General features: G+C 71.4%; 14 protein-coding genes. All 14 read left to right on the plus strand.

Translation table 11 applies throughout. The annotated features are described in order from the left end of the window. The first annotated feature begins 6 nt into the window (after window positions 1-6). Window positions 7-882: a branched-chain amino acid ABC transporter permease gene (locus tag FXF65_RS06055; RefSeq protein ID WP_148348695.1), complete on the plus strand. Its 876-nt coding sequence runs from the start codon at window positions 7-9 to the stop codon at window positions 880-882. Next, the gene (locus FXF65_RS06060; RefSeq protein ID WP_148348696.1) at window positions 882-1985 is read left to right on the plus strand and encodes a branched-chain amino acid ABC transporter permease; all 1104 of its coding nucleotides are present in this window, start codon (window positions 882-884) and stop codon (window positions 1983-1985) included. Before FXF65_RS06055 ends, FXF65_RS06060 begins: the two co-directional genes overlap by 1 nt. Further along, window positions 1978-2784 carry an ABC transporter ATP-binding protein gene (locus FXF65_RS06065; protein ID WP_148348697.1) on the plus strand — a complete coding sequence of 269 codons (807 nt, stop codon included), beginning with the start codon at window positions 1978-1980 and terminating at the stop codon, window positions 2782-2784. Before FXF65_RS06060 ends, FXF65_RS06065 begins: the two co-directional genes overlap by 8 nt. Then, window positions 2781-3569, plus strand: a complete 789-nt coding sequence (locus tag FXF65_RS06070; protein ID WP_148348698.1) for an ABC transporter ATP-binding protein — start codon at window positions 2781-2783, stop codon at window positions 3567-3569. Before FXF65_RS06065 ends, FXF65_RS06070 begins: the two co-directional genes overlap by 4 nt. Window positions 3570-3589: 20 nt before the next feature. Further along, window positions 3590-4357, plus strand: a complete 768-nt coding sequence (locus tag FXF65_RS06075) for an SDR family NAD(P)-dependent oxidoreductase (protein ID WP_222868393.1) — start codon at window positions 3590-3592, stop codon at window positions 4355-4357. Further along, complete coding sequence (locus tag FXF65_RS06080; RefSeq protein ID WP_148348700.1) at window positions 4354-5139, plus strand: enoyl-CoA hydratase/isomerase family protein; 786 nt, start codon at window positions 4354-4356, stop codon at window positions 5137-5139. The genes FXF65_RS06075 and FXF65_RS06080 overlap by 4 nt, the downstream gene beginning before the upstream one ends. Window positions 5140-5176: 37 nt before the next feature. Continuing rightward, window positions 5177-5692: a VOC family protein gene (locus FXF65_RS06085; protein WP_187412118.1), complete on the plus strand. Its 516-nt coding sequence runs from the start codon at window positions 5177-5179 to the stop codon at window positions 5690-5692. Continuing rightward, window positions 5689-6894 (plus strand): acyl-CoA dehydrogenase family protein, encoded by a 1206-nt coding sequence (locus FXF65_RS06090; RefSeq protein WP_148348702.1) that lies wholly within the window; start codon window positions 5689-5691, stop codon window positions 6892-6894. Before FXF65_RS06085 ends, FXF65_RS06090 begins: the two co-directional genes overlap by 4 nt. A 56-nt stretch (window positions 6895-6950) precedes the next feature. Further along, a complete protein-coding gene (locus FXF65_RS06095; protein ID WP_222868394.1) occupies window positions 6951-7994 on the plus strand; it encodes a phosphotransferase family protein in 1044 nt (347 codons plus the stop codon). A gap of 44 nt (window positions 7995-8038) precedes the next feature. Further along, entirely contained in the window at window positions 8039-9568 is a 1530-nt protein-coding gene (locus tag FXF65_RS06100; RefSeq protein WP_148348703.1) for an AMP-binding protein, read from the plus strand. A gap of 30 nt (window positions 9569-9598) precedes the next feature. After that, the gene (locus FXF65_RS06105; RefSeq protein ID WP_148348704.1) at window positions 9599-10765 is read left to right on the plus strand and encodes an enolase C-terminal domain-like protein; all 1167 of its coding nucleotides are present in this window, start codon (window positions 9599-9601) and stop codon (window positions 10763-10765) included. Beyond that, entirely contained in the window at window positions 10765-11724 is a 960-nt protein-coding gene (locus FXF65_RS06110; RefSeq protein ID WP_222868395.1) for a ketopantoate reductase family protein, read from the plus strand. Before FXF65_RS06105 ends, FXF65_RS06110 begins: the two co-directional genes overlap by 1 nt. Window positions 11725-11832: 108 nt before the next feature. Next, window positions 11833-12138, plus strand: coding sequence for a CU044_2847 family protein (locus FXF65_RS06115; RefSeq protein ID WP_148348705.1), 306 nt, complete (start codon window positions 11833-11835; stop codon window positions 12136-12138). A 10-nt stretch (window positions 12139-12148) separates the two neighbouring features. Next, window positions 12149-13021: a S1 family peptidase gene (locus FXF65_RS06120; protein ID WP_148348706.1), complete on the plus strand. Its 873-nt coding sequence runs from the start codon at window positions 12149-12151 to the stop codon at window positions 13019-13021. Window positions 13022-13030 lie beyond the last annotated feature (9 nt).

The raw sequence follows: 13030 nt of genomic DNA on the forward strand, positions 1-13030 counted from the left end.
GCGATCATGGACAACTTCCTCCAGCTCACCTTCCAGGGCATGGCCCTCGGCTGCGTCTACGCGCTGATCGGCCTGGGCTTCGTCATGGTGTTCAAGAGCTCCGGCGTGTTCAACTTCGCGCACCCGGTGTTCGTGATGATCAGCGCGTACATCGTCGCGGCGCTCGTCCCGCACGGGTTCGGCTGGGGCGTCCTGGTCGCGCTCGTGTGCATGGCGGCGCTCGCGATCGTGTGCGAGAAGATCATCCTGCGGCGGCTCGCCGGACGCTCCCTCTACGTCGTGATCATGGCGACGCTCGGCCTGTCGGTGATGGGCCAGGCGGTGGTCGCGATGGCGTGGGGCGTCAACCCGCGCGGGTCCACCGAGGGGCCGATGGGACGCGGCGTCCTGCGCGTCGGCGGCGTCGCCCTCCCCTGGACGGGCGTGTGGATCATCACCGTGTCGCTCGTCCTGCTGGCGGTGCTCTACCTGTTCTTCCAGCGGACCCGGTACGGCCTCGCGCTGCGCGCCGCCGCCGACCACCACGAGGCGGCGCTCGCGCAGGGCATCAACATGCGCTGGGTCCAGACGATCTCGTGGGGGATCGCCGGGGTGCTGGCGGTGGCGGCCGGGGTGTTCCTCGGCGCGTTCCCGCGCCGCGTCTCCCCGGACATGGTCGACACCGCGCTCGGCGCGCTGCCCGCGCTCGTCATCGGCGGGTTCGGCTCGCTGGCCGGCGCAGTCGTCGGCGGGATGAGCGTCGGGCTGCTGCTCGTGCTCGGCTCCGGTTACCTCGCCGAGTACGGGGGCGTGCACGTCGTCCTGCCGTACGTGGCGATGCTGCTGGTGCTGACGCTGCGGCCGTCCGGGCTGTTCGGGCACCACGAGGCGGAGCGGATCTGATGGCGTCGGTCGTGAACGCGCCTCCGGGCGAGGGCGTCGTCGCCGGGCCGGGCCCGGCCCGCTCCGGGTGGACGTCCCGTGCCGCGCACATCATCGTGATCGTCGCGCTGCTGGCCGTCCCGCTGGTCAGCACGCCGCAGTGGCAGGCGATCGCCGTGTTCGCGGCGGTCTCCGCGATCGCCGCGCTCGGGCTGCACGTCCTGACCGGGCTCGCCGGGCAGGTGTCGCTCGGGCACTCCGCGTTCGTCGCGGCGGGCGGCTACACCGCGATCTGGCTGGGCGCCGACAAGGGCCTGCCGATCTGGGTGTGGCTGCCCACGGCGGGGCTGGTCAGCGCGGCGGTGGGGCTGCTCGTCGTCCCGTTCGCGGCGCGGCTGCGCGGGCTGTACCTCGCGGTCGTCACGCTCGCGGTCCTGTTCGTCGCCGAGTACCTGTGGGACCTCTGGGACGGCGTCACCGGCGGCTCGAAGGGGCGGGCCGCGCAGCCGGTCGTCCTGTTCGGCCACGACCTGCTGGACGACGTGATCGCGGGCCCGTTCATGCTGACCGGCGACCAGCAGTTCTTCTACCTGGCCTGCGCCGTCCTCGCGGTGGCGGCGATCGCGGCCCGCAACCTGAGCCGGACGCGGACCGGCCGCGGCTTCGCGGCCATCCGCGACCGGGACCTGACCGCAGGCGTCGTCGGCGTCCCGGTCGCGCGGATGAAGAGCGCGGCGTTCGCGGTCGCGGCCGGGTACGCGGGGATCGCCGGGGCGCTGCTCGTCTCGTACCAGACGTACGCGATCCCCGACCAGTGGGACCTGATGCTGTCGGTCGAGTACCTCGCGATGATCATCATCGGCGGCGTCGGGTCGCTGCGCGGGGCGATCGCGGGCGCGGTGTTCGTGACCGCGATCCCGCAGGTGGTGACGCTGATCGCGAAGGTCGTCCCGGGGATCAGCACGACGCCGTCGGCGGGCGGCGGGGTGTCGGTGGACGTCCTCGCGAACTGCCTGTACGGGCTCGCCGTCGTCGCGGTGCTGGTCTTCGAGCCGCGCGGGGTCGCCGGGATCTCCGAGCGGGTCGTCGCGGCGGTGCGCCGGAAGGGGCGGTCACATGCCTGAGAAGGATGTATCGGCGGCGGCGGGCCTCGCCGTCGATGGGCTCACCGTGGGCTACCGGACGGGCGGCCTCGTCCTGTCGGAGGTGTCGCTGACGGTGCCCGCCGGGCAGATCGTCGCGCTGGTCGGGCCGAACGGGGCCGGGAAGACGTCGCTGCTGCGCGCGGTGTCCGGCCTGCTCAAGGCCCATCAGGGCGTGATCCACAAGGGCCGGGTCACGCTGGACGGCGACGCCATCACGGGCGCGGACGCGTCCGCCGTCGTCCGGCGCGGCCTCGCGCAGGTGCTCGAAGGGCGGCAGGTGTTCCCGAACCTCACCGTCCGGGAGAACCTGCTGACCGGCGCGCACACCCTGCGCCGCGACGACTCGCGGCGGCACGCGACGTTCGAGGAGATCCTCGACCTGTTCGGCGTCCTGCGGCAGCGGCTCGGGCAGCGGGCCGGGTTCCTGTCCGGCGGCGAGCAGCAGATGCTCGCGATCGGGCGGGCGCTGATGACGCAGCCGCGCCTCCTCGTCCTGGACGAGCCGAGCCTCGGCCTCGCGCCCCGCATCGTGGAGGAGATCAGCCGGGTCGTCCAGGCGATCAACGCGAAGGGCACCACGGTCCTGCTGGTCGAGCAGAACGCGCTGCTGGCCTTCCGGATCGCCGAGTACGGCTACGTGCTGGAGGGCGGGCGCGTCATGTTCGGCGGCCCGGCCGCCGAACTGGCCGGGGACGAGCGCGTCGCCCACTACTACCTGGGCGGACAGGACATGAGCGGCCGCCGCGCCCGGCGGACGGCGGAGAGGACGGGCCGATGACCGCCACCACGGTCCTCGAACTCGCGGACGTCACCCTGAACTTCAGCGGGGTCAGGTCCCTGGACGGCGTCTCGCTCGATGTCCGCGAGGGCGAGGTCTTCGGGATCATCGGGCCGAACGGCGCGGGCAAGTCGTCCCTGTTCAACTGCGTGTCGGGCGTCTACCGGCCGCAGCAGGGGTCGATCCGGCACCGCTGCCGGGAGATCCGCGGCGCGCGGCCGGACCGCATCAACGCGCTCGGCATCGGCCGGACGTTCCAGAACGTCGAGTCCTTCCCCACCATGACCGTGCTCGACAGCGTGCTGCTCGGGCGCATCAGCAAGCAGCGCGTCGGCGTCCTGCGCGGCATGCTCTGGTACGGCTGGGCCGCGCGCGAGGAACGCGAGAGCCGGGCGAAGGCCGAGGAAGTGCTGGAGATGTTCGGCCTCGGCGCGCTCCGCGACACGCGGGTGGGCGAGCTTCCCGGCGGCACGCAGCGCCAGGTCGAACTGTGCCGCGCATTGGCCGCCGAGCCCGACGTGCTCTTGCTGGACGAGCCGGTCGCCGGAATGACTCACGACGAGGTCGAGTCGATGGTTTCCGCCATTCTCGACGCCAATGAGCGGCTCGGTCTCACGGTGGTGCTGATCGAGCACAACATGGGCGTGGTCATGGACATCTGCGACCGGATCGCCGTCCTGGACTTCGGACGGCTCGTCGCGGTGGGAACGCCCGCCGAGATCGGCGCGAATCCCGACGTCCTCGCCGCCTATCTCGGCAGCGGCGCTCAGGCGGACGGCGCGTGAACCAGGAAATGGAGCATCGCGTGGCGGAGCCCGATCTGTTCGATCTCACCGGGCGAGGGGTGGTCGTGACCGGCGCCTCGTCCGGGCTGGGGAGGCGGTTCGTCCGGTGCCTGGCCGGGCGCGGCGCCCGCGTGGTCGCCGCTGCGCGGCGCACCGCGGAGCTCGAAGAACTGGCGCGTGAGCTGGGCGAAGACCGCGTCCTGCCGGTGACGGCCGACGTGACGGTGGAAGACGACGTGCGCGCCCTCATCACCCGTGCCCAGGAGTGGACGGGGCGCTTGGACGCCCTTGTCAACAACGCGGGAACGACCCATGTGAAAACCGTCGCTGAGGAGACCACCGAGGATTTCCGCCGCCTTCTGGACGTCAACCTCGTCGGGCTCTACACCTGCGCTCGATACGCCGGGCTGGCAATGGTCGAGCAGGGCAGGGGCAGCATCGTCAACATCGCGTCCGCGCTAGGACTGGTCGGCTCGAAGCGGATCCCGCACGCGGGCTATTGCGCCAGCAAGGCAGGGGCCGTCAACCTCACCCGCGAACTGGCCTCGCAATGGGCGCGGACGGGCGTGCGCGTGAACGCCATCGCGCCCGGCTATTTCGAGTCGGAGATGAGCCAGGAGCTGTTCTCCACCGACGAGGGCCGCGCCTATATCCGCCGCACCATTCCCATGGGCCGGGGCGGGCGCGCCGACGAACTGGACGGCGCGCTCGTCTACCTGCTGTCGGACGCGTCCAGCTATGTCACCGGCAGCACGCTCTCCGTCGACGGCGGCTGGACGGCGGTATGACGGGCGATACGACGGCGGTGCTGGTCGAGGACGTGGACGCCGTCCGGATCCTCACGCTCGACCGTCCGGCGAAGCGGAACGCCTTCACCCTCGAATCCATGGCCGCGTTGCAGGACCGGCTGGACGAAGGGATCGCCGATCCAGGCGTCCGCGCGTTCGTCCTCACCGGCTCGGCCGGGACGTTCTGCGCCGGGGTCGACCTCGCCGTCCTGCAAAACGCGACCGTCGCCGGGACCCACGCCAACCTGCTCGCGCTCCACCGGACGGTCCGCACGCTCGCGGCGGGCCCGAAACCGGCGGTCGCGGCGGTGGAGGGACACGCGGTCGGGGCGGGGCTGTCCCTCGCGCTGGCCTGCGACCTGGTGGTCGCCGCCGAGGACGCGACGCTCCGCTGCGCCTTCCCGCGCCTCGGCCTGATGGCCGACCTGGGCCTGCTGTGGTCGCTGCCGCAGCGGGTCGGCCACGGCATGGCCCGCCGGATGCTCCTGCTGGACGAACCCGTGCGCGGAACCGAGGCCGTCGACATCGGCCTCGCCGACTACCGGTCGGCGCCCGGCGAGGCCCTGGAGATCGCCATGGACGTCGCCCGCCGGTCGGCGGCGCAACCGCCGCTGGCGGTGGGCTTCACCAAGGCGATGCTCGCCGCCGGTCCCCGCGACCTGGACGCCGTGCTCCGCCAGGAGGCCAGCGACCAGGCGTTGCTGCACGGCACGTCCGACTTCCACGAAGGCTTGCTCTCTTTCACCGAACGACGAGACCCCGATTTCACCGGCCGCCGCTGAACCGCGCCCGGCCCATTCTCGACTTGGAGGTACGCCCGTGCCCGCTCCCGGAATCCACCACGTCGCCTACGCTTGCCGCGACCTTGAGGCGACCACGCGTTTCTACGAAGACCTGATGGGCTTTCCGCTCGTCCACACCGAGGTCGCGGCGGGACCCAACGGCGGGTTCTTCCGCCACACCTTCCACGACACCGGCGACGGCAGTTGCATCGCCTTCTTCGACCTCCACGAGGCGGGGGAGCGGGAGGGCTGGAGCTCGGAGATATCCACCGGCAACAACCTGCCCCGCTGGGTGAACCACATCGCCTTCAACGTCACCACCGGAAAAGTGGACGAAGTGCGGGCCCGAATGCAGGACGCCGGAGTCAAGCCCTACATGGAAGTGGACCACGACTACCTGCACTCCCTTTACTACATCGACCCGAACGGCATCATGGTCGAGTTGTGCGTCGACACGCCCGGCTTCGAGGCCGACCCTGCGGAGGCGCATCGCCTGCTCACCGCCACCCTGGACGACGTCGACCACAGCGAGCACAAGTCGATGGTGAAATGACGCCGCCCACGAGCGCGTTCTCGGTCCCCGAGCACGTGGTGCCGGTGCGGAAGGCCGTGCACCGGTTCCTGACCGAGCGCGTCGAACCCGTCGAGCACGCGCTGGACTTCCGGAGCGACGAGTCCCGGGAACTGCTCGCCGAATTGCAGGCCCAGGCCAAGCGGGAAGGGCTGTGGGCGCTCGGACACCCGGCCGAGATCGGCGGCGGCGGAATGCCGTTCCTCGACTACGTCTACGTCAACGAGATCCAGGGCCGCTCCGATTTCGGGCAGTACGCGCTCGGCACCTGGACGCTACAGGACTCGCTGATGCTCAGCCGCCACGCGACCGGCGAATGCCGCGACCGGTTCCTCGGCCCGCTCGTCCAGGGAAGGGTGTGGCCGAGCTTCGCGATGACCGAGCCGGACGTCGCGTCGTCCGACCCGACGCGGCTCACGACGTCCGCGCGGATGGACGGCGATGAATGGGTCCTGAACGGCCGGAAATGGTTCATCACCGGGGCCGGGGACGCGGCCTTCACCACCGTCCTCTGCCGGACGGAGCCGGACGACGCGCCCCCGCACCGCGCGTTCTCGCTGATCGTCGTCCCGACCGACACGCCCGGATACCGGATCGTCCGCGAGACGCCCGTGCTCGGCATCGCGAGCGGGCACTACGAGCTGACCTTCGACGACGTGCGCGTTCCCGCCGGGTACCTGCTCGGCGAGCGCGGCGCCGGGTTCGCGATCGCGCAGGAGCGGCTCGGCCCGGGGCGCATCTTCCACTGCATGCGCTGGCTCGGCCAGGCGCAGCGGGCGTTCGAGCTGATGTGCGACCGGTTGAACACCCGGACGCTGCGGGGCGCGCCGCTCGGCGAGCAGCAGTTGATGCAGCGGCACGTGTTCGAGAGCTGGGCGCAGATCCAGTCGTGCCGCCTCCTCACCCTGGACGCGGCGAGCAGGATCGACCGGGGCCGGGACGCGCGGGTCGAGATCGGCGCGATCAAGGTCGTCGGGGCGCGGATGCTGCACGACGTCATCGACCGGGCCATTCAGGTGCACGGCGCGGCCGGGCTGACCGACGACACCCCGCTGAGCCGGATGTACCGGGCGGCCCGCGCCGGACGGATCTACGACGGCCCGGACGAGGCGCACGTCGTCAACGTCGCGCGGCGGCTGCTCCGCGAGTTCCAGCGCGGAGACGGCTGGGATTTCGGGTCGTGAACGACGATCAACCGGGTGAACGACGATCAAGCGGATGGAGCGATGGGAGGTCCAGCGTGACGATCGAGCGGGACGCCGGATGGGACGCACTCGTCCGTCCGGATCGGCTCGGCCCGGCCTTGGCGGACGCCACCGGCGACGCCGGTTGGACCGGGTTGACCGCGACTCTCGTGGCGGGCGGGAAATCGAACCTGACATTCCTGTTGAGCAGTTCGGCGGGCGAACTCGTATTGCGCCGCCCGCCGTCCGGGGAATTGCTGCCGAGCGCGCACGACATGGGACGGGAGGCGCGGGTGCAGCGGGCGCTCGCGTCGTCCGCCGTTCCCGTGCCGCGGATCGTGCTGAGCGATGACGGTTCGATCATCGGCGCGCCGTTCTATGTGATGGAGCGCGTCGAGGGCCGCATCATCCGCGACGAACTGCCCGGCGGTTACGCCGATGGGCCGGGCGAGCGGGCGAGGCTGGCGTTCGCGCTGGTGGACGTGCTGGCCGCCCTGCACCGGGTCGACCCGCGGGCGGTCGGCCTGGACGGCTACGGCAGGCCGGACGGCTTCGTCACCCGCCAGGTTCGCCGCTGGAACGACCAATGGATGCGGTCCCGTAATGAGCCCGTGGCCCCGGTCGAGGAACTGGGGCGCCGGGTCTCCGAAAGGATTCCGGAATCGGGGCGCGCGTCGATCGTCCATGGGGACTTCCGGCTCGACAACTGCATGATGGACGCGCAGGACCCGGGACGGGTCCGCGCCGTTCTCGACTGGGAGATGTCCACGCTCGGCGACCCGCTGACCGATCTCGCCCTGTTGCTCTTCTATTGGCAGGAGCCGGGCGAACCCGGATTGCAGTTGACCCCGGCCGTCACCGCGCTCCCGGGTTTCCCGGGCCGGGTGGAGATCGCCGCCCGCTACGCACGCCAAGCGGACGTCGAACTGGCCGATCTCGCCTTTTACGAGGCGCTCGCGCATTACAAATGCGCGGTCATCACCCAGGGCGTCGCCGCCCGCGCGCGGGCGGGCGCGATGGCGGGCCAGGAGTTCGGCGACCTCGACGGCGAGGTCCGCGCGATCGCCGAACGCGGGCTGGCCCGGCTCGACTTCCGGTGACGGCCGTGATATTCAATTCAGACTTTGTGTCCGGAGGCGCATTCATGGGAGACCGCGGTTTCACCGGCTCACTGGCGGACATGGCCGACCACTGGGCGCGGGTCGCGCCCGACCGTCCCGCGACGGGGAACGCGGGCGGCAGGCGGCTCGACTTCCGCGCGCTGGCGGACCGGTCCGCGCAGGTCGCGGACGCGCTCGGCGACACCGCCGGGCCGGTGGCCTACCTCGGCCGCGACTCCGCCGTGTGGGCCGAGCTGATGGTCGGCGCGAGCAGGCGCGGCGTTCCGGCCGTTCCGCTGAATTGGCGGCTCGCGCCCGCGGAACTGGCGCGCGTCCTCGAACACGCACGGCCCTCGGTAGTGGTTTGTGACGCCGCTTTCCTCCCTTCCTTGGGGCTGGAAAGGGAATTCGAGGAAACGGTCGTCGTGCTGAATGGCGGCCTGGTTTTCGTCGGGGAATACGACGCATGGCTCAGCGGGCGGCCCACGACTATCGAGCGGCGTCCGGCCGATCCCGGCGCCACGGCCCTTCTCGTCTACACGTCCGGGACGTCGGGCCGTCCGAAAGCCGTGCAATTGACCAACGGCAATATCGCGGCGAATCTGGCTTCGTCCGCGCCGTGGGAAGTCGGTCCGGGTTCGGTGGTGTGCGTCCCCACCCCGCTCTTCCACGTCTCCGGGACGGGCTGGCTCTTCTACTGCCTCGGCCGGGGCGCCCGGTCGGTCTTCCTCACCGACGCCTCGCCCGAGGGCGTGCTCCGGGTGCTCTCCGAGGTCGGGGCCACGCACATGCTGAGCGTCCCGGCGGTCGTCCAGACGCTGGTCCAGAGCCCGGCCGTGGCCGGCGCCGACCTGAGCAGCCTCCGCACGCTCATCTACGGCGGGTCCCCGATGCCGCCCGCCGTGATCAAGGAAGCGGCGGCGGCGCTCGGCTGCGACCTCGTCCAGAGCTACGGCATGACGGAGGCGTGCGGGCCCATCACGTTCCTCGACGCCGACGACCACCGCCGCGGCGGCCCCCGGCTCGCCTCCGCCGGACGCGCCGCCGACGGCGTCGAGATCAGCGTCCGCGACCCAGCGACCGGGGCGGACGCGCCCGCCGGGACGACCGGCGAGGTCTGGATGCGCAGCGCCCTGCTGAGCCCCGGCTACCTGGGCGACGAGGGCGACAACGCCCGCGCGTTCGGCCCGGACGGCTGGTTCCGCACCGGCGACGCCGGGCACCTGGACGACGGCGGCTACCTGTTCCTGACCGACCGCGTCACCGACATGATCATCACCGGCGGCGAGAACGTGTACCCGGTGGAGGTCGAGAACGTCCTCGCCGACCATCCGGACGTGGCGGAGGTCGCCGTCGTCGGCGCCCCGCACGAGCGCTGGGGCGAGACGGTCGTCGCGCTGGTCGTCGCGCGGCCGGGGACGGCGCCCGCCGTGCCCGAGCTGATCGCGTTCTGCCGCGAACGGCTCGCGCACTACAAATGCCCGACCCGGGTCGACATCGTCGGCGAGCTGCCCCGCACGCCGAGCGGAAAGGTGCTGAAACGCCGGCTCCGGGAGCCGTCCAGCGCGGTATGAGCGCGGTTTGAGCGCCGCATGAGGAGGACAATGCAGATCGTCGACATCCGGGAAGTGGCCGTTCCGCTCGAGGGGAACGTGACCAATTCCGTCGTCAGTTTCGCCGGGCACACCGTCTCGCTGGTCGCGGTGGTCAGTGACGTGCGCAGGAACGGCCGTCCGCTCGTGGGAGTGGCGTTCAACTCCATCGGACGGTTCGCGCAGGGCGGCATCCTCCGCGACCGGATGATCCCGCGCGTGCTGGACGCCGACCCGGGCTCCCTCCTCGCGCCGGACACCGGGCTGCTCGATCCCGGCCGCGTTCTGGAACGTGCCATGAAGGACGAGAAGCCCGGCGGCCACGGCGATCGCGCCGCCGCGGCCGCCGCCCTCGAACTCGCCTGCTGGGACCTGCTCGCCAAGCACGCGGACGAGCCCGCCCACGCCGTGATCGCCAAGGCGCACGGCCGCGCCCCCGACCTGACCGGCGCCCCCGTCTACGCGGCGGGCGGCTACTACCGTCCAGGCGAGGGGATCGCGGAACTGGAAGCCGAACTGCGCGGCTATCAGGACGACGGATATCCGGTCGCGAAAATCAAGATCGGCGGCGCCCCTCTCGCCGAGGACCTCCGCCGGATCGAAGCCGCGATCGAGGTGACGGGCGACGGCGGCGCGATCGCCGTCGACGCGAACGGACGGTTCGACTGGACGCAGGCGCTCGACTACGCGAAGGCGATGTCCGGCTACGGCCTCCGCTGGTACGAGGAGGCGACGGACCCGCTCGACTTCGACCTCAACCGGCGCCTAGCGGAGGTTTATCCCGGCCCCATCGCGACGGGCGAGAACCTTTTCTCCGTCCAGGACGTGAAGAACCTGCTGAACTTCGGCGGCGTCCGCGCCGACCGGGACGTCTTCCAAATGGACGCGGGCCTCAGCTATGGCCTGACCGAGTACGCGCGAATGATCGCGCTGATGGAAGAACGCGGAATCGACCGCCGCTCGGCGTTCCCGCACGGCGGGCACATGATCAACCTGCATATCGTCACCGGGCTCGGACTCGGCGGCTGCGAGGCGTATCCCGGCGTGTTCCAGCCGTTCGGCGGCTACACCCCCGGCTGCCGCCTGGTGGACGGCCGGATCCACCCCGCCGACGACCCCGGCTTCGGCCTCGAAGCGAAACCGGGCCTGTCGGAGCAGATCGCGAAGCTGGTGGGCTGATGGAGACTCCGGACCTGATGGAGACCATGAAGATCGCCGTCGTCGGCTGCGGCGCGATGGGCTCGGTCTACGCCGGGCGCCTCGCCTCGGCGGGGCACGACGTCCTCGTCGTCGACCGGTGGGCCGACCACATGGCGGCCATCGCCGCGCACGGGCTGCTGGTCGCCGGGCCGGACGGCGAGCTGCGCGTCCCGGTGCGCGCGTACACCGAGCCGCCGAGCGAGCAGGTCGACCTCGTCGTCCTCGCGGTGAAGGCGGCGGACGTCGCGTCCGCCACGGCGCAGGCCCGTCCGCTGCTCGGGCCTGGCACGGTCGTCCTGACGATCCAGAACGGCCTCGGCTCCGCCGACGTCGCCGCCGCCGAACTCGGCGCGGACCGCCTCGCCGTCGGCGTCGCGAGCGGCTTCGGCGCGTCCGTGCGGCGGGCGGGCGAGGTCCACCACAACGCGATGCGCGCGATGCGGTTCGGCGGGTACGGGACGATCGACCCGTCCGAGGTCGAGCGCGTCGCCCGCGCCTGGCGGCTCGGCGGGTTCGACGCCGAGGCGGTGTCCGACATCGCGGCCATGCAGTGGGAGAAGCTGATCTGCAACGTCGCCTACAGCGCCCCGTGCGCGCTCACCGGCATGACGGTCGGCGAGGTCATGGACGACGAGCACCTCGGCCCGGTCAGCCGCGCCGCCGCCGAGGAGGCGTGGCAGGTGGCACGCGCCCGCGGCGTCGGCATCGCCGTCACCGACCCGGTCGAGTTCGTCCGCGACTTCGGCGGCCGGATGCCCGCCGCGAAACCGTCCGCGCTGCTCGACCACGAGGCCGGACGGGTCAGCGAGATCGCGTTCATCAACGGCGCGATCCCGCGCGAGGCGGCGAAGGCCGGACGCGACGCACCGGTCAACGCCATGCTGACCGCCCTCGTCCGCGCCCGCGAAGCCTCCTGGACGAAACCGGACCCGGCCTGACCATTGGCCGGTTGCGGCGCGTGCGCCGTCGTTCGCGGTCCGAACGGCGGCCGTCCCCATAGACTGAAAACCGGTTTATGGCGGTGATCTGCCGAAGGGGGCCTTTTGATGTCCGATTCCGTGGTGCGGGTCGAGACCGTGAGCATCGACCGGGCGGGCTCCCGGCAGATCCGGAGCAAGGACCGCGCCACCGAGTCGCTCACCGACCGGCGCGAGGAGATCCAGGCCGCGATCGAGGAGGCGTCCGCCATTCTGCAGGAGGCGGCGGCGAAGTCCCCCGACACCGCCGGATGGCAGGTGAAGACCCTTGAGGCGACCTTCGGCCTGACCATCGCGGCCGAGGCGGGAATCGTCGTCTCCAAGGCATCGGCCGAGGCGTCCTTCGAGGTCACGATCACGATCGAGCGCGCCTGAGGGACGGTCCATGGCCGGCGAGTACTGGGTCGAGATCCGCCAGGACGATCGGCCGCTGGGCGGCGGCTTCATCCTCGCCCGGCGCTATGTCCTGACAGCTCTGCACTGTCTCGACAAAATGACGCCCGGCGACGACGACGTCACGGTGTGGGTCGAGGGAAACGGGCCGCCGATATCCGGCAGGGTCCTCGAACGCGCGACGGACGCCGACCTCGCCATCATCGAGATCCTCGATCCGGTGCGAATGCCGCTGATGGTCCCGGCCGCCGACCACAGCGCGCCGGACGACGTGTGGCGCGGCCCTTACCGCCCGACCGTGACCGACCCTTATCTGGACGGCGTCATCGCCAGGGAGGCGATGAAATACGCGTGCGAGGGCGGCGCGGTCATCGAGGCGCTCCAGCTCACCTGCAACCAGAGCATCGGCGACTACTCCGGATATTCGGGCGGCCCGGTCGAGCGCGTCTGCGACGAACGCGGAAGCGCGGTGGTCGGCGTCCTTCTCGAACAGCACCACGAGCGCTATCGCCCGCGGGACGTCCGCCATGGCGAGGAGCGCGCGTCCGGCACGCTTTTCGCGGCGGCGATCAGCGAGGCGACCCGGCGGTTCAGCTGCCTGGACGTCGGCAACCTCATCGACGTCCTCCGGCCCAGGGACGCCGAGGAGACCGACCCTCCACCGCGCGCCGCCCGGAAGCCGTCCGCCGGGTCCGGCAGCCATTCCGAACTCGAAGCCCTGCTCGCGGAGAAGGAACTCAAACTGCGGGCGCTCACGCAGTGGGAGAAGGAAGGGCTGCTGAACGCGGCGACGGTCGACGTCCTGAAACTGCGCATCGCGGAAGACCTGATCACCGGCGGAGTAACGGAGCTGTCCCGTGATTAGGGATTGGCC

The sequence above is a fragment of the Actinomadura syzygii genome (assembly GCF_008085905.1).
Taxonomy (GTDB): domain Bacteria; phylum Actinomycetota; class Actinomycetes; order Streptosporangiales; family Streptosporangiaceae; genus Spirillospora; species Spirillospora syzygii.

What these genes read in the sequence shown, in the direction of transcription:
- FXF65_RS06070 (WP_148348698.1), top strand. Translation starts at nt 2,781, where the DNA reads ATGACCGCCACCACGGTCCTCGAACTCGCGGACGTCACCCTGAACTTC.
- FXF65_RS06090 (WP_148348702.1), top strand. Translation starts at nt 5,689, where the DNA reads ATGACGCCGCCCACGAGCGCGTTCTCGGTCCCCGAGCACGTGGTGCCG.
- FXF65_RS06055 (WP_148348695.1), top strand. Translation starts at nt 7, where the DNA reads ATGGACAACTTCCTCCAGCTCACCTTCCAGGGCATGGCCCTCGGCTGC.
- FXF65_RS06080 (WP_148348700.1), top strand. Translation starts at nt 4,354, where the DNA reads ATGACGGGCGATACGACGGCGGTGCTGGTCGAGGACGTGGACGCCGTC.
- FXF65_RS06065 (WP_148348697.1), top strand. Translation starts at nt 1,978, where the DNA reads ATGCCTGAGAAGGATGTATCGGCGGCGGCGGGCCTCGCCGTCGATGGG.
- FXF65_RS06110 (WP_222868395.1), top strand. Translation starts at nt 10,765, where the DNA reads ATGGAGACTCCGGACCTGATGGAGACCATGAAGATCGCCGTCGTCGGC.
- FXF65_RS06120 (WP_148348706.1), top strand. Translation starts at nt 12,149, where the DNA reads ATGGCCGGCGAGTACTGGGTCGAGATCCGCCAGGACGATCGGCCGCTG.
- FXF65_RS06060 (WP_148348696.1), top strand. Translation starts at nt 882, where the DNA reads ATGGCGTCGGTCGTGAACGCGCCTCCGGGCGAGGGCGTCGTCGCCGGG.
- FXF65_RS06115 (WP_148348705.1), top strand. Translation starts at nt 11,833, where the DNA reads ATGTCCGATTCCGTGGTGCGGGTCGAGACCGTGAGCATCGACCGGGCG.
- FXF65_RS06105 (WP_148348704.1), top strand. Translation starts at nt 9,599, where the DNA reads ATGCAGATCGTCGACATCCGGGAAGTGGCCGTTCCGCTCGAGGGGAAC.
- FXF65_RS06100 (WP_148348703.1), top strand. Translation starts at nt 8,039, where the DNA reads ATGGGAGACCGCGGTTTCACCGGCTCACTGGCGGACATGGCCGACCAC.